At 48.0% G+C, this 17,464-nt stretch carries 15 protein-coding genes and 1 pseudogene; all 16 read right to left on the reverse strand.

Translation table 11 applies throughout. The annotated features are described in order from the left end of the window. Positions 1–121: 121 nt before the first annotated feature. On the reverse strand, positions 122–712 hold the full coding sequence (locus AC5LIL_RS11705; RefSeq protein WP_214785704.1) for a kinase: 591 nt from the start codon (positions 710–712) through the stop codon (positions 122–124). A 163-nt stretch (positions 713–875) separates the two neighbouring features. Beyond that, a pseudogene (locus AC5LIL_RS11710) lies at positions 876–2,222 on the reverse strand (IS1182 family transposase); the annotation flags it as partial. Positions 2,223–2,551: 329 nt separating this feature from the next. Further along, positions 2,552–4,237 (reverse strand): b(o/a)3-type cytochrome-c oxidase subunit 1, encoded by a 1,686-nt coding sequence (locus AC5LIL_RS11715; protein ID WP_214785705.1) that lies wholly within the window; start codon positions 4,235–4,237, stop codon positions 2,552–2,554. Then, positions 4,238–4,708: a cytochrome c oxidase subunit II gene (locus AC5LIL_RS11720; protein ID WP_074033048.1), complete on the reverse strand. Its 471-nt coding sequence runs from the start codon at positions 4,706–4,708 to the stop codon at positions 4,238–4,240. Positions 4,709–4,732: 24 nt separating this feature from the next. Beyond that, entirely contained in the window at positions 4,733–4,888 is a 156-nt protein-coding gene (locus AC5LIL_RS11725) for a cytochrome c oxidase subunit 2A (protein WP_143406615.1), read from the reverse strand. A 142-nt stretch (positions 4,889–5,030) separates the two neighbouring features. Then, positions 5,031–5,741: a Crp/Fnr family transcriptional regulator gene (locus AC5LIL_RS11730; protein WP_214785707.1), complete on the reverse strand. Its 711-nt coding sequence runs from the start codon at positions 5,739–5,741 to the stop codon at positions 5,031–5,033. Positions 5,742–5,894: 153 nt separating this feature from the next. After that, a complete protein-coding gene (locus tag AC5LIL_RS11735) occupies positions 5,895–7,280 on the reverse strand; it encodes an aldehyde dehydrogenase (protein ID WP_214785708.1) in 1,386 nt (461 codons plus the stop codon). Positions 7,281–7,429: 149 nt separating this feature from the next. Further along, complete coding sequence (locus AC5LIL_RS11740) at positions 7,430–8,575, reverse strand: MFS transporter (protein WP_214785709.1); 1,146 nt, start codon at positions 8,573–8,575, stop codon at positions 7,430–7,432. A 121-nt stretch (positions 8,576–8,696) separates the two neighbouring features. Then, positions 8,697–9,410, reverse strand: coding sequence for a purine-nucleoside phosphorylase (gene deoD, locus AC5LIL_RS11745; protein WP_074033044.1), 714 nt, complete (start codon positions 9,408–9,410; stop codon positions 8,697–8,699). A gap of 15 nt (positions 9,411–9,425) precedes the next feature. Beyond that, a complete protein-coding gene (locus AC5LIL_RS11750) occupies positions 9,426–10,136 on the reverse strand; it encodes a response regulator (protein ID WP_214696432.1) in 711 nt (236 codons plus the stop codon). Beyond that, entirely contained in the window at positions 10,133–11,884 is a 1,752-nt protein-coding gene (locus AC5LIL_RS11755; RefSeq protein ID WP_499824190.1) for a sensor histidine kinase, read from the reverse strand. The genes AC5LIL_RS11750 and AC5LIL_RS11755 overlap by 4 nt, the downstream gene beginning before the upstream one ends. Positions 11,885–11,986: 102 nt before the next feature. Next, a complete protein-coding gene (locus AC5LIL_RS11760) occupies positions 11,987–13,204 on the reverse strand; it encodes a M48 family metallopeptidase (protein WP_499824191.1) in 1,218 nt (405 codons plus the stop codon). A 96-nt stretch (positions 13,205–13,300) separates the two neighbouring features. Continuing rightward, positions 13,301–14,398 carry a PQQ-dependent sugar dehydrogenase gene (locus tag AC5LIL_RS11765; protein WP_499824192.1) on the reverse strand — a complete coding sequence of 366 codons (1,098 nt, stop codon included), beginning with the start codon at positions 14,396–14,398 and terminating at the stop codon, positions 13,301–13,303. 37 nt (positions 14,399–14,435) lie between these two features. Further along, a complete protein-coding gene (locus AC5LIL_RS11770; protein WP_499824193.1) occupies positions 14,436–15,896 on the reverse strand; it encodes an MDR family MFS transporter in 1,461 nt (486 codons plus the stop codon). A gap of 63 nt (positions 15,897–15,959) precedes the next feature. Further along, a complete protein-coding gene (locus tag AC5LIL_RS11775; RefSeq protein ID WP_499824194.1) occupies positions 15,960–16,679 on the reverse strand; it encodes an ABC transporter ATP-binding protein in 720 nt (239 codons plus the stop codon). After that, positions 16,676–17,452, reverse strand: a complete 777-nt coding sequence (locus tag AC5LIL_RS11780) for a hypothetical protein (protein ID WP_499824195.1) — start codon at positions 17,450–17,452, stop codon at positions 16,676–16,678. Before AC5LIL_RS11780 ends, AC5LIL_RS11775 begins: the two co-directional genes overlap by 4 nt. Positions 17,453–17,464: the final 12 nt, after the last annotated feature.

The following is a 17,464-nucleotide window of genomic DNA, read 5'->3' on the forward strand; positions in this document are numbered from 1 at the left end:
ACATGGTTAATACACTTTCTAACTGTATTATTAGCATAATACACTTTGACGTCAATCATTTTTTCAAATTTTCTCCAAATTAAAAACACCTGACGCACGCGTCAGATGTTGAAACGTTCAGTCAGAGCACGATATCTGCTCCTCTTTTCGGGTCGACGAGTTGAAGATAAAGATCTTCCCCTGGCCAATAGCGCCTCTTGTATTTCGCAAGCCGTTCCTCCGGGACGCCGAGATATGTATCTCGATTCAATACCCGTTCATACCGAACCTCGCGGGGACAGTCGAGATAAACCACGTAATCGTAATATGGTCGCCATTCCGGTCGTTGTAGAAAAATCCCTTCGACGACAATGGTATAAGCAGATGACACATCGATTACTTCTTCAACGATGACATCTCGTTCATGATCATATCGCGGTAATGCTAACTCCTTAACCCCTTCTGTTAAAGGACGGAACAGTTCGTTCTCAAGACGCGACACGTCCCATTGAAGTGCGTAATACTCGGTCGATTCAGGCTGTCCGGTCTCATAGCGTTTGTCTCGTTCGACAATATAGTCATCAATGTGAAGAACAAGTATAGTCGGCTCTTCGCTCAAACGCGAGACGAGCGTTGTCTTGCCCGCTCCACTCAATCCATCAATCGCCACGACAAACGGGCGATTGGCTGAATGCATCGAACGCGCTTCATGGATGACGTCTAATACGTTCATATCGTTCCTCCCCACACAAAAAAGTCAGCTCACGTATGAGCTGACTCAGGCTGTTGACGAACCAGATCGCAAGATGCGATCTGGTTCGTCTTTTTTTATGTTCAACGAGCTTGAGGCGTTCTGTCCGACAAAAGATTGAAGAAATGTTATGTAGACAGTCCTTTCTGGCCAACAGGTTGGCCAGCTTCTTCATGTTTTGTGCGGTGGCTGCCACCAGATTGGCGCGTTGGACCTTCGCGGTCCCCCTGTAGAAGGTGAAACGGAGCCCGTGGAGCTCTTTCCCATCGGCGAACGAGCGCTCGACGGTCTGTGGCCGCAGTCGGTAGAGGGATTTTCCAGTCGCGGACAGGCGGTTCTCGTTCACCTGCTCACGGTAATGTTCATCGACGTGGCGTGTGATGTCCCTTCGGTGCGTCCGGCTGGACGTGCACTTCTCGAGGAGAGGGCAGTTCTGACAGATGGAGGGGTCGGACACGTAATGGTGATAGCCGTGGCGGTCCGTCGTCTGATAGGTGAGGCGCTGTCGCGCCGGACAGAGATATGCATCTTCCTCGGGCAGGTACGTGTACCGGGTCTTGCGGAACATCCCCTTCTTTCCGCCGAAACGCCTCCGGGCGATGACCCCGAAGATGCCCCGTTCGACGAGCGCCTTCGCGATCCCGGTCGTGAAGTAGCCGGCATCGAGTGCGACCGCCTCAAGCGGGAAATGGAAACGTTCGAGGACATGGTCGAGCCGATTGAGATAGACGGTGCTGTCCGAGACGTTCCCGGGTGTGACGTGTACATCGACGATGAAATTGTGCTTGGCGTCGACCGTCCGATGCGCCAGCCAGAAAAAGCCTTCCGGCTTCTGGTCACGATACATGTATCCCGCATCCGGGTCGGTCCGGCTCATCTTGACGAGCCGGCGCTCCCTCTTCTCAGATGCCGGTTTCAGTTCTTTTTTCCGCGTTCGGCCCGTTCCTCGTTCACGCGGGTGAGAAGCTCGTCCTCGATCGCACCGACGACCCGTTCGACCTCTACCTTGTCGAATTTCTTCTTGTTCGCGTTCGCTCGGATGTGCGTGGAATCCGTTATCAGGATGCGTCCGGAGACGAGACCGTGAGATTCCGCCTGTCGGACGATGTCCTCGAAGATTTGTTGGAACACGTCGTTCCCCTGGAAGCGTCGGCGGTAGGCCTGGCTGATCGTCGAATGGTCGGGAACCTTCTCATCGATGCCGAGACCGAGGAACCAACGATAGGCGAGGTTCGTCTGAACCTCCCTCACGGTCTGGCGCACGGAACGGATGTTGAACAGGGGTCCGAGTAGGATAATCTTGATGATGATCTCCGGATCGATGCCGGGCGTACCGGTGTTCGAATAGAGCGGGGCGCAGAGCCGGTGCACGATCGAGAAGTCGATGTGACGGTCGAGTCTCCGGACAAGATCGATCCTGCGGGACCAGCTGGTCCAACGTGGTCTTCGACTGGATCGGTTCATGTCGTTTCTCAGAATGGGCGCGATACATATCGGGTTCCTCCTTTTGATGACGGGCGAACTTGTTGTTTACCTTCTTCTTTCCCTGTTTGTAAGGGTTCGAAGTATGTATCAGGCTTTTTCTTCGGCCATCGAGGCCTCAGAAAAAGACAAACGGCCGTCAGATGACGACCGTTTGCGTTGCTCGCCCAACGGCGCCCCGACTCCGACAGGAAAGCAATCCGACGGAGACCCAGCAGCGACCTAGGTCGCGATGCGGCTCCGGGATTGCCTGCGGAAAGCGTGGGCGCCGGACAGGCGAGCGATATGATTCATGTTAGTCAACAAGCTGAGTCAGCTCACGTATGAGCTGACTTTAGTTTACCAGAGTACCCAACCACGCGCTCCAGGAGGCGCACTCTCAATCAAGTGCCAAATTGGAACCGTGTATGCAAATGCAATCAAGACGAACGTTACCGTAATCCACAATTTCCAGTTTTCGAAATAGCGCGGTGTATCCATCGCCGCCTCTTCTGTCTCAGCGAGCGGGAATTCCTCTTCGCCTTTTGGAGCGAGGAATGACAAGTTGAACATCGAGTAGACGAAGATCAGAACCGAGATGAATAAAATCGTTCCTCCAATCGCCATCATGACGTGGTACGGAATCCATTCACGCGTCAATGCATCCGAGAAGTAAGTTGCTGGACCCGTACGACGTGGGTTACCATTCAATCCTGAAATGTGCATCGCATATGACATGATGGCCATACCGAACGCCCACGTCCCTGCTTGAATCAATCCAAGCTTGTTCATCGCTTTTGTCAACGTGCGACCACGAAGTACTGGTACGAGCCAGTATGCCGTTCCGAAGAACGTCAAGGCGACAGCCGTTCCGACTGTGATATGGAAGTGACCTGTGACCCAAAGCGTATTGTGAACCATCGCGTTCAATTGGTGAGACGCGTTGATGATCCCACCTGCACCGGCAGGAATGAAGAATAGCATCCCGATGAATGGTGCGAGGAAACGAACATCACCATACGGCATTTTCTTCACCCAACCGAACAATCCTTTCGCGCCGAGCGCACGTCCACGAAGTTCGAACGTCGCAAAGAGCGAGAATGCTGTCATGAACGATGGGATGACGACCAAGAACGTCAAGATAACTTGAACGAACTTCCAGAACGGTTCAATCCCCGGTTCTGTCAACTGATGGTGGAAGCCGACCGGGAATGAGAAGAGCAAGAACAACAAGAACGCCATCCGTGCCAACGCATCCGAGAAGATCTTCCCACCGATGACTTTCGGCACGACTGTGTACCATACAATATATGCCGGCATGAGCCAGAAATAAACGAGCGGGTGACCGAAGTACCAGAACAATGTACGAGATAACTCAATTCCGACTGTATCTGTCCATCCTAACGAGAGAGGAAGGAGTTGGAAAAGAATCGTTGCTGCGACACCGAGTGTCGCAATGTCCCATAGAAGCATCGTCATAATACTCATATAAGCCGGGAGCGGCGGATGAACGCCTGGGTTGTCGCGTTTGTAGTCCGCATACATACGGAACATCGCGAATGACGACAACCACGTTCCGACTACGAACAGGACGAGTCCGACATAAAAGAGCGGATCTGCCATGAGCGGTGCATAGAATGTATACAATACTGTCCCTTTGTTGGCCAAAATCATGACCGTTACCATGACGGCACCGATAATTATCGTCCAAAAACCGAGCCAAGCGACACGTGTCGGGAATGATTCAAACCGACCGAACGACTTCGCAAGCAACGCATACAAGAGACCGATGATGAACATCGTCGTGAAGACGAGCCCGAGCATAATACCGTGAGCCGTTAGTAATTGATAATATCCAAAGATTTCAGGAATGACTCCGGTTCGAATCAACGTCTGTGTCAAACCGGCCAACGCGCCGATCAAGACGGCGAGAATTGATACGAGAACGTGACCGTATGCAAGGCGCGCCTCTTTCGCTCCGATACTTGGAACAGGAACCCCTCGCTCCATCTCCCATTGTTTCAGTTTAGATGATACGTCGTTCATTTACTCCACCACCTTGATTTTAGTCGACATCATGTGATGCCCTGTCCCACAATATTCGTTACAAAGAATCAAAAATTCGCCAGCTTCCTCGAACGTGTACGTCAATGAGTTAATATGTCCAGGGACAACCATCATGTTGACCGGAGTACCTGTCAACTGGAATCCGTGTACGACATCAGGTGACGTCACAAGGAATGTTACTTTTGCGCCTTTTGGAATTTCAACATTCCCTGGTGTGAACGTAAACGCTTGTGCGATCATGACGAGTTCGTATTCATTCTCACCAATTTGATGAAGTCCTGGTTTGTCGAATGGAGCCGTCTGATTTACTTTGGCCGGGTCAATCAAATCCGCATCCGATGCTGGCTGGTTCCCTGCCGCGAATGCCGATACCCCGAGAACAGTCAAGAAGACCGCGAGTAGGATAATACCAAATGTAAGCCAATACTTTTCTAGTTTATGAATATGCACGATGAGACCCTCCTCCCTACATGTTTATCGTGTGACGAATAAGTAAAATACTGATGACCACATGGCGATGATGACACCTGCAACGATCATGACCGATGTAAACGTTCCTTTTAGGTTCGGTTCTTGCCCATCTTTATGTTCCACGTGTAAGACCCCTTTCGGTTGTTTTTCCACTTTCATTGTATGCAATCACCTAAGGGATAATATGTGACTTTTGTCACTCAAAAAGTGACAATCACATCAATTTTGCGTAGTTTCAACACACAAAATTCACATTTCCATAAAAATAGGTCACAAAAAAACCGCCTTCACATGAGGCGGTTCATAAACGACATATTCCTGATGGACAACCCTCGCAATGACAAAGCTCTTTCAAAAAATCAACATCATGGATGACGATTGATTTTGTCGTCGTACTAATGACTCCTTCTTTTCGCCATTGACTGATCAAGCGGTTCACCGTCTCGCGTGGCGCTCCGATCAATTGTCCGAGTTCTCCGTCTGACGGATGGCGAGGAATGACGATTGTATCCTCTTCCTCCACACCGTGCATAGCTGCCATACGGAGTAGTGTCGAGGCCAGAGCGCCTGGCTTTCCGTACAACAATAAGTCGCGTACCTTCATCTCTGAATGTTTGCGCATCATCGATGTCCATCGCAAAATTTCTCCGGCAAAGCGGATGTCACGTTGCATGAGCGATTCCAATTCGCGTTTTGAAATGGTCCCGATGGTACTTTCCTCAGTCGTCTCGATACTGTATGAGCTAGGGAAAGTTTCGACGATGTCAAACTCACCAAAGAAGTCATCCGAACCATACATGAACATGACGAGTGGATTACCTTTTTTCGTGATTTTTGTGAATTTGACAGAACCACTCTTCAAGTAAAAGAACTTATCACACTTTTCACCTTCCCAACATACGATACTCGCTTTCGGATGATGTTGAATCGTCATCATTTCCAGTAGCAATTGTTTCGTTTCATCTGAGAATACAAAACTGTTCGGTTGGGTCGTTCCACATTGCATTGACATAGGTCGGTGCTCCCTCCACGTTTCATTCGTACGTTCCAATTATGACTTTATTATACAGGAGTGTGACAGGGAGTATCAGAAAAGTATGTGACATTTCAAACAATCTTTTTCAAAAAAAGAGACCCGGCATTCGTACCGAGTCTCTCTATAGCTTTATCGTTGAATCAATCGAATCAATTGTTCGGCCGGTTTGAAGTTCGGATACCGGACTGGTAAATCAAATTTTGTCGTGTTTTTCAAAATAGACTTCGCATGACTAAACGTCTCAAAGCTCGTACGTCCGTGATAGGCACCCATACCGCTCTCACCCACTCCACCAAACGGGAGATTCGGGTTCGTCAAATGCATGATGACATCGTTCACACATCCTCCTCCAAAGGAGAGGTGTTTCATGATCGTTCTTTCCACATCTTTCGATTCCGTAAAGAGATAGAGCGCGAGTGGATGCGGCCGGTCAGAGATGAACTCGATCACTTCATCTAGTTGACGATAAGGAATAACCGGTAAAATCGGACCAAAAATCTCGTCTTTCATCACATCAGCATCTTCTTCGAGATTCGTCATGACAGTCGGTGCAATTTTTAGCTCATCCCGGTTCGTTTCCCCGCCAAAAGCAAGTTCACCTTCTGTCAAATAGTGAGACAAACGGTCGAAATGCGATTCGTTGACGATGCGCGTGTATCGTTTCGTACCGACACCGTTCCCGAACATCGCAAACGCCTCTTGTTTGATCGCCTCTAAAAATGCCTCTTGCTGCGATTCATGCACGAGTACATAGTCTGGCGCGACACACGTTTGCCCGGCGTTCATCCATTTCCCCCACGCGACACGTTTTGCCGCAATGGAGACATTCGCATCTCCGTGAACGATGACAGGTGATTTCCCTCCGAGTTCGAGTGTGACAGGTGTCAGATGTTCTGCTGCCGCTTTATTCACGATTCGACCGACTTGCGTCGAACCTGTAAAGAAAATGTAGTCCCATTTTTGATTCAAGAGCTCTTGGGCTGTGTCTTTATCCCCTTCGACACTGGCTATATATCGATCGGTGAAAGCACGTTCTAGCACTTGTGTCAGGACACGCGCGACGTTCGGTGTCAGTTCTGAAGGTTTGACGACCGCTGTGTTTCCCGCGGCAATGGCACCAATGAGTGGCGCGACCGCTAGTTGGAACGGATAATTCCACGGAGCGATGATCAATACCGTACCGTATGGCTCATATTGAATTTCACTCTTCATTCCAAGATGGATGGCAGTTCCACGTACACGCTTCGGACGCATCCATCGTTTTAATTCGCGTGTCGTCCGGGAAATCTCGTCATAAATGAATCCGATTTCTGTCGTATACGCATCCATCTCCGATTTGTTCAAGTCCTCTTTAAGCGCTTCTAGCAAATCCGCTTCATAATGCTTGATCGATTCCTTTAAAAACGTCAGCATACTTAAACGGAATGCCATTGATTTCGTCGCCTGTGTTTTAAAGAAACGACGTTGTTTTTGGACAAGCTCGTCAATCGTCAATTGTTCAATCGGTGCCAGCATGAACTTTCCTCCTTATGATTCATCACATTGATTTCATTTTATCATCGAGTGAAAAGTGAATCAAAAAAACGCTTTCATCGATGCGAGTTACACTAACCGTTTAAATGTTTAAACATTTAAACATAGAGTAATACATTACTTCTATCGTGTCAAAATATCTGTCTCCTCTTTACCACACTGACAAGAAAGAGGAGGCTCGCCCCCCATAAAATTAAACCAGTCAGCGTGAACTGCTCGACGACTGAAAGTGGCAGAGCACTTAAAAAAGAAGATCCCGCTACCGTACCTAGAGAGAAAAAGGCATAGAATGCCCCGTATGCTTTTCCTCGATTTTGAGGAGAAGTTGATTGAATCAACAATGTGTTGATGGCCGGGAAAAGAATCGCAAACCCGACACCATATAAGGCAAGTACCCCATAAAGGCTCGTTTGTACACCTGCTTGTCCAATTAACATCTGGCACGTCCCAATAATCGCCACCCCAAGTGCCGTCAATTTGGTCGGTGAAAATCGATCGAACAATCGGTTCGTCGGTAATAAAAAGAATAAGACGGCGACCACGCCGAACATACTGAGCAACGTCCCACTCAATCGTGAATCATAGCCAAGCTCCTGCACATGAACCGGTAACAAAAACGCAAGTGCCCCTTGGGAAAACATGAGGAAGAATGCCCCCCAATAGGCTCGAATCACTTTCGGGTCTGGTTTTATCGGTGCTGTATGGGTATCTTTCTTCGAATCCACCGTTTGATTCAGTCGCATCGTTACGATTGTCACGAACAGAATCACCCAGCCGAATAAAGAAACAAATAAAAAGACGGTCGGTGGTGATGTGATACTGGCGACAATTCCACTGAACGCAGGACCGATAATGGCCGCTAATCCGACGAAACTACCGGTGATGGCGACTTTCTTCCCTTGACGATTCATTGCTGTGATGTTCGCAGACAAGGTAAACGCAGCCGGGACGATCAGTCCAGCCATAAAGCCGTGGACACACCGGACAAGCAGTAATATGGATGGCGAGTCGACGAATTGGTAAGCGAGTAAACTTAAGCTCGTCAGAAACAAACCGAGAACCAATACGCGATATGGACCATTCTTGTCAGTCCATATACCGGACAGCACATTTCCAAACGTGTTCGTCAACGAATAAATTGCGATGGAAAAACCAGCGATAAATGAGGATGCCCCAACGGATAACGCAAATGTGCTCATGATTGGAAGTTGGGCGAACAGATCAAAAAAAGCAAAAAATACAATTGCATATAATATAAAACGTGATGGAGTTTTCATTAGACATTTCCTCTTTCTCGGTATCTTATCCTTAGTCTAGCTGGAGCTCCAACCGTTTCATAGGGATGAATGGGTTTGGACACAAAAAATCCCTACAGCCAAAGACTGTAGGGATAACTGTTTAGTTCGTCACTTCAACCGCTGTATCGAGAGCGACACGAATCATTTCATCAAACGTCGTCTGACGCTCTTCTGAAGTCGTCTCTTCACCTGTCAACAAGTGGTCAGAGATTGTGAGGATTGTCAACGCGTTTACTTTATGTTTCGCCGCAAGCGTGTAAAGACCCGCTGCTTCCATCTCGATTGCGAGGCAACCGAAGTCCGCCCACTTCTTGAAGTGGTGGAAGTCATCTTGATAGAATTGGTCCGCTGTGAAGATTTGTCCCACTTTGACCGGGATGCCGGCTTTCTCTGCATTCATATACGCACGATGTAGGAGGTCGAACGTCGCTGTTGGTGCATAGTCCATTCCGTTGAAGCGGACACGGTTTTGACCCATCTCACTTGATGCGCTCATCGCGATGACGACATCACGCACTTTGACGTCTTCTTGAATTCCGCCGGCAGTTCCGACACGGATCAAGTTTTTTGCACCGTACGACATGATAAGTTCGTTCACGTAAATCGACATCGAAGGCACACCCATCCCTGTTCCTTGGACAGAGATGCGTTTTCCTTTGTACGTACCTGTGAAGCCGTACATCCCACGAACTTCATTATATAATTCGACGTCTTCTAAAAACGTCTCCGCGATATACTTGGCGCGAAGCGGATCCCCTGGAAGTAATACCGTTTCTGCAATTTGTCCTTCTTGAGCTCCAATGTGTACACTCATGTTTGAATTCCTCCTTTAAGCTTGTCGTTGAACCTTTTCCCGAAATTCGTTCGGAGTAACACCGACTTGTTTTTTAAAGACCTTCCGGAAATACTTATCGTCCGAAAAGCCGACTGCTTGGGCGACTTCATAGATACGCTGTCTACTCGTCTCTAACAGGCGCTTCGCTTCGTTCATCCGAATCGTCAATACGTATTCGGACAAGTTCACGCCATATTGTTGTTTAAAACGTCGCGAGATGTACTCTCGACTTAAGTAAAATCGTTCGCTCATCCCTTGCAAACTCAGTTCTTCCGAAAAATGCTGTTCAATGAACGTTCCAATCTGAGAAATCGGGTCTTCACTCGATCGATCCACCACGTCCCCTAACGCGCGTGCCAATGTATCATTCAATACATCCGGGTCGATCGGTTTTAACAAATAATCAAAGCTCCCATACTGGATGGCGCGTCGCATATACGAATATTCATCGTATCCTGTCAACACGACAAGCTTAGAAAATGAAGCATGGTCGTGTACCCACTCCATCAGCTCGATTCCATCACAATGGGGCATTTGAATATCGGATAAGATGAGCGCTGGACGTTCTTGTTCGATGAGCGCCTGTGCTTCACGCCCATCCGTTGCTTCAAGAACCGTCGTCACACCGAACCTTTCCCATTCACCGAGTAATTTCACCGCTTCCCTTACCGGAGATTCATCATCTACAATCAATACTTTCGTCATGACGCCACCCCCTCAGAAGAAGCCGGGAAACGCATCATAATTCGAAAACCGCCTGTTTCAGGTGTAGCCAACATAAATTCTGCCTCCCGATTATAGTTTAACATGAGTCGATCGCGAATGTTTCGTAATCCTGTGCCTTCCGTGTCATAAAATGTCGAATCACTTTGTTCAATCCGTGACATGACTCGTTCCCATTCCTCGGTCGTCAGCGAACGACCACTGTTCTCACAACGAATCACGAGTGACGTGCCGTCCATCCAGGCCGTCACATCAAATCGATTCGCTAAAGCAGAGCCGTCCCGCTCGAACCCATGCTTGAAAAAGTTCTCTGCCAACGGCTGCAAAATCATTTTTGGAACAATCAGTTCATGGAGATCTTCAGGAACTGAAACGGTCACTTGAAACTGATTTGGAAATCGTACGTCTTGAAGACGAATGTATGAATTCAAATGCTCGATCTCTCGTTTCAGTGTCACCATCGACTCTTCTGGATGCATCGTATACCGCATCATCGAAGACAGTTGCGTGATCAATCGATAGACCGTCTTGCCATCTCCCTTCAATGCCAATGTTCCGATCGACTGTAACGTGTTAAATAAGAAATGCGGATTGGTTTGCGCTTGAAGTGTACGAAGCTCGTTCGTCCGATTCTCTAAGGCGAGCTTATACTCTCGTTGAATTAAATCATCGATCCGTTCAATCATTCGCTTGAACTGTCTTCCGAGTACGCCGAACTCATCATTTCCGAGGGAATCAAATGAGACGGTCATGTCCCCTTGCTCGATTCGCCAAATGTTTGAGGTCAACGTCCTGATCGGTGTCGTCAATTTCATCGAAGCATAGGTCGCTCCGATCAGTGCCAAAATGAGCGAGACCATCCCGACAAGCAAGATGATGAATGACGTTCGTGAAGCCGGTTCGGTCAAGAGTTCATCTGGAATCGATTTACCGACATAAAACTGCTGATGGTCAAACTCGAATGTTTTCGTGATCTGATGGTGTTTTCCATCGGTCGAGATGGATCTCGGCTGAAATGAAGACGGAATTTCTCCCTCACCGAGATGGGCAAACACACGGTTGTCTTCACCGACGAACCATAAACTCTCATCCGGACTATTTTGTAAAGAAGCCAGCTGCCCGATGAATAAATTTTCAGGGATATCGAGCGAAAGAATAGCAAGTGGTTCATCCGTTTCAATCTTGTCTAGCCTGAAATGAAGCGTCACGACGTCTTCTTGTGTCATGATCGGTCCGAAATCATGATAGGCAACAAGTGGATGGGATGCTTCCAATAAGATACGACTTTTCGGATTGTCCAATAGCTGTCGTTGGACGGCACTCGGCCCTTTTTTCGATCGTGGTGACACTTTCATTTTATAAGCCGCAAACGAATCCATATCTTCGAGCATTAACAGCTGAATTTGCGCCACATCTTCTCGGGACAGATACATCGCGAGGAGCGCGCGCCGCACTTCAATCTCCGTTTCTCGTAACGAAAGCCCCGGTCCATACTCCAAAATGTCTAATACGTCACGATCAGCGTATAAGCTCGTTGGCAATCGACTCAAATCAGAGATATAGCGTTCCATCTGACGTGTCCCTCGTTCGAGCGACCATTCGGTCATCTCAAGACCACGTTCACGCTCCCGGTCTTGCACGTACCAAAATGAAACAATCGTCGCTAAAATGACCGGTACAATAATGGTCAACGCAATCATCCCTGTTAACTTTGTCCGTATGCTATTCACCGATATCCCTCCTACCCAAACAGTATATCACGCGCTATGCAAACGTTTGCAAAAAACCACAAAAAAATTTTCCTCGTCTCTTTTGAAACGAGGAAATTTCTTTTATTCATATGCTTCCATTAATTCAATGAGTTCAGAACTATGTCCCCAATCACGTGCCGTATCAATCGGTGTCATCCCGCTATCGTTTTGGAGCGTGACGTCAGCTCCGTTGTCTAGCAAGAGTTGAACTGTTTCTTCATCAACCTCATCATTGTAGAACAAGTTGTGAAGTGGCGTTTCGCCATACTCGTCTTGAATATTCACGTCAGCACCATTTTGTAATTCTGCTTCGATCTCTTCATAGCTCGCATTATTATACGTCAATTCTTGGATTGGTTCTTCCCATTCCAACGCCCAATCATCTGCAAGGTCCTCGCTCATCGCCGCAGATACAATCTCCGTCAAATCATCGTTAATGAAGAGAAATGCGATAAGTGCCCCGTTTCCAATAACCGTCAATAGAATCATCGAAATGATCGAAGCTTTCACATATCCAGCCGTCTTGAATACCGGAATGTTTTCTTCACCTGCAGCTGTTGCAATCGATGCGATTCGCTTCGGTAACGTTGGGTGCGTCGACAACAACTCACTATACTTCGCGATAAAACCGTTCTCTCGACTTGCTTCGTACAAATAGTCGAACTCATTCACTTCTTTCGCAAGCGGTCCCCCGATTGCAAGAACCGTTAACGCACGCTTCGCCGCCCCGAAGTCTTGAATGTAATGAGCAGCCATCCGGTCACACGTATACTCACAAGCACGTGAATAGGCAGAACCTAAGAAAGGAATGATACTACCGAGCAAGACGACCCACTGCTTTTGGACATGGTTACGACGAATGTGTGCCAGCTCGTGTGCGATGACAAACTCCACTTCTTTCGTCTGTCCCGTCCGTGTTAATTCCACGACATCCGAATACAGAATGACCATGTTCTTCTGGAAGAAACGTGTGGCAAAAGCGTTTAATACACCACCCGCTTGTAAAATATACACATCTGGCAACAAGCGGATGCCCATATCTGCCCCGACGCGTTGAACCATCTCATGAAGTTCTGTAAACTGACGAGCCGTCACTTTGACACCGTTCGTCCGAATGTACCCGATTTGAATCCAGTGAGTAAAGAGCGAGAGCGATACGATTGTACCGATGATCCATAAAAAGAGACCGAATGAGGCTACTGTCAGCACGATCCCGAGGATTAACATGAGCACGCTTGCTGCAACTAATAGTGAGAAGTATAGTTTTTCTCGTTTATGTACCAAGTTTGAATGATTCATCTATTTTCTCCTTCTTTTTCCAAAATACATGTTTAATTATACCGTTACTTCCAGAAGAAACAACGAAAAAATAGAAACTGACAAAGTCGTCAGTTTCTAGCGAATCGTTACTTGATAAAGTTGATCGTCTTGAGGCTGTGGGTTGCCTCGTCCGTCCGTATTGTTCGAAATAAAATACAAGGTGTCATCTTCTAACCACACATCACGAATCCGACCTACATCTTCGACAATCGTCGTCACTTGTTTCGTTTCCCGGTCGATGGCAACAAGCCGCTCGTTCCGAAGCGTCGCCATATAGACGTACTGTTCATCCGTCGCGATACCAGAAGGTGCCCAAGACGTCTCGCCTACTTCAAACCACGGTGTGACAAGGCCTTCTTGTTCCTGATTCGCCTCAATGATCGGCCATCCATAATTGTTTCCTTCTTCAATCACGTTGACTTCGTCATGTCCGCTCGCCCCGTGTTCGCTCGCATAAAGAACTTCATCAATTTGACTCAATCCTTGAGGGTTGCGGTGACCGAGCGAATAGATCCAGTCGGTCGGTTCACCTTCACCCGATAATGGGATTCGTAGAATCTTTCCGGCTAATGATGATTCGTCTTGTGCAAGTTCAGGCACGAGCGCATCTCCCGTCGTCACCCAAAGATGCTCACCGTCCAGCAATAGGCGACCTCCGTTATGAAAACGTGCACCTGGAATCTCATCAAGCAAGACATTCGTCTCCTCAAAGCGTTCTCCATCCCACGTCAACTCGACCACACGATTTTGAACGTTTCTTCCCGACGATCCATACGTATGATACGCGTAAAGGATTCCGCTCGATTCAAAATCTTTGCTTAACGCAAGACCAAGGAGCCCTCCTTCACCAATCTCGAATACACTTTCCTTGAAGTTCACGTCTTGTCGGGTTGCGCGACCCGAACTGTCAATCACGGTGATGGTACCACCGCGTTCGGATACGAGCCATCCCTCCTCTGTTCGAGCGAGTGACCACGGAATGGACAAGTTCTCGGCAATGGTGGTCACTTCTCCAATCTCAAGATTCGACTCTTCCGTCGTACTCGTTTCACTGTCAGTCTCTGACTCACTTCGTGTCTCTTCTGAAGTAGGTGGTTCTGCTCCTTCGTTCGTTTGTTCTGGCGCACACCCCATCAGAAACAACAATGTCACAATCCCAATTTGACGTTTCATGTCGGTTCGCCTCCCTTTTCTTCATCATACCCTTGTTTTACGAGCGCTGTGAAGGTTCCGGTGGGCGAGCCGGCAAGCGGGACGCGATAACGAACGCGATGATCGCGGCGACCATCGCTCCGATAAAGATGCTGTTCAATCCGGTCGCAATGATCTGTTCCCCTTGAAGTCGAACCGAAGCGTTCAACGTCTCCGTGACGCTCTGATTGAAGAAGTCTTCTAATGAAACTTGAGATAACGCGCTGTTCTCTTTAAAGTCGTTAAGTACAACAAAGTTAAAGACTGCTCCGAACACCGCTACACCGAGCGTTTGACCAACCGTGCTTAAAAATGAGTTGGTCGCCGTTGCCGTTCCACGCTGTTGATAGGAGACGACAGTTTGTAAGACGACGATAAACATCGGTTGAGACAATCCGAAGCCGACGCCAATCAGCGCCACTGCACCGTATACCCATAAATCTGAACTAGATTGTGATAACAGTGTTAAGGTAAGCGTCCCGATGATGAGCAATCCCATCCCGATCAAGGCGCGTCGTCTCGGAGAAGCCACTCCGAGTGTACGCCCCCCGATAATCGATGTGAACGTCCACGCGACCGATAATGGCATCAACATAAATCCAGCCTCTGTCGCTGATTTCCCTAACACAGCTTGTGCCCAGATTGGAATGTAAGCAGACATGGAGACGAGCACCCACGCCGCAAAGAAGACCGAACCGTTGATGGCAGCAATCGTCGGTTGCTTGAGTAATTCAAACGGCAATAACGGAGATTTTGCTTTTCGTTCAGATACGAAGAAACCAACCAATAAGATGATACTGAATACCCCACTGGCAACAATGGTCGTCGTCCATTCATTCGTTTCACTGAATGTGATCAGGGCGTATAAGAATGCTGTCGTCCCACCTGCGAACAAAAGCGCGCCTTTCAAGTCAATCCGTTCAGTCGTCTCAGCGACATTTTCTTTATAGAAGATGATAATCATGATAAACGAAAGTAACGCAAATGGTACGTTCAATAAAAAAACGTAGCGCCAAGATAACGTTTCGACTAAAAAGCCGCCGATGACTGGACCGAGTACACCCGACACGCCCCATACGGCACTTAAAATCCCTTGAATCTTTCCGCGTTCCTCATATTTGTATAGATCGCCGATAATCGTCATCGAAATCGGAAGGACCGCACCGGCCCCTAGACCCTGTAGCGCCCGAAAGACAATCAGCTGTTCCATCGACGTGGCTAACCCACATAAGAGTGAGGATAGCGTGAACAACCCGATGCCAAACAAGAGGACACGCTTCCGCCCGAATAAATCCGCCACTTTCCCATATATCGGTGTCGATACTGCTGTAAATAGTAAGAAGGCAGCAAATACCCAACTGACGAGCGTTGCCCCGTTCAACTCACTGGCGATGACAGGCGTCGCAACTGATACGACCGTCCCTTCGATCGCCGCTAAAAAGGTTGCCAATAAGAGGGCAACCGTCACATTTTTTCTCATCCGTTCCATCTCCCCAAAAAAATAGTGGCGTCGGAAGGTTCCGAGCACCACTTCAACTGTCTATTATTTTGTGCGAGCCACGTTCATTTGACAAGTGTCATCTTCTGATTCGAAAAAGAATTTTCTTAGACGTTCATATACGGCTTGTTCTTCATGGACATGCACCTTCCCACAAATAGAACCCGCTCTCATCATCCAGACTTCATCTGACAACATAGCGGCAACATCTAGTTGATGAGTTGAAAATACGATGGTCGTCCCTCGCTCCGCCTCTTCACGTAGTAAATCTTGAAGCATTCGCATCCAGATCGGATCTAGACCGTTCGTCGGTTCATCTAATAACAGGATAGCCGCCTCATTGACGAGCGCTTGTGCCAAGAGGAGACGTTGGCGCATCCCTTTCGATAATTCGGCGATTTTCTTGCGCTTATGTTCATATAACCCGACCCGTTTGAGAACTTCAGCAGTCGGACGGGCGCCTTGCAAGATGGCGTAGTAGGCGAACGTCTCTTCAACCGTCCATGTGCCATCAAATGAAAAATCGTCCGGCATATAGCCAAAGCTCTCATTGTATTTCGTTCGCTGCGTTGTCGTGTAGCCATTCAACTGAACGACCCCGGTACTTGGTTCGATCGTTCCATTCATCAGATTTAAAAGCGTCGACTTCCCCGCCCCGTTGCTCCCGCATAAAGCAATGATTCGCCCTGAGGTAATCTCTTCACGAATCGGATGGAGCGACCACGTATCGCCATATTTTTTCCCTACATCTATACAGTGAATCATGATGCTTTCCTCCAAGCCACTTTCGAAGCAAACCACAACAAGACACTACTCATCGTCACCAAGGTAGTCCAGACGACGATGGATCCAATCGGGCGATTCATCCAATTTAACCAGTTGAGATACACCTCTCCAAACACGTCTGGAGATGACACTGTTGTACTGGCCCAAATGCGCATCAAATCAAATCCATTCACAAACAGCGCAAGGATCATTCCATTCACCTGAATACCGTATGGAAGCAAGGAAATAACCGTCACGAGAATCGTCGGCCACAATAGTACGAGGACGACCCACGTTAAAAAGGCGAGTAACATCGCCCGGATTCTCGTACGACCGAATAGTCCGATTAACGTACCGAGTGCCGTCGCATACGTTGTTAATCCGGTCGCGTAGGCAAATAGGATGACCCATGTTGTAAACGATTGAACGACGACGAGTGATGCGATGAAGAATGCCAATAATAGAACAAGTACTTGTATGACCAAAAACGAACTGAAGCGGATGAAAATGAATTTCCACTTTGGATACGTGAATGTCGAAAGCAAACTTAGTCGTTTCGATTCTTGTTCTTGTCCCCAATGAATCGCTGTAGTTAGTAAGATGAAAAGCGGAAGCAATAGACCGAGCACCGTGATCAGCGTTGCACTGATGTTCGTATAGTCGGCAGCAATCGGTAGCGCTTGTCCAAGTCCTCCGAGTAGAACGAGCGTGAGAATCCACGTCAGGAGAAAAGCATAGTTCTCTCGCTTTCGAAGGCTGCGTGCCCATTCCATCCTCCATAGAGA

Source organism: Exiguobacterium sp. RM11, from assembly GCF_059821525.1.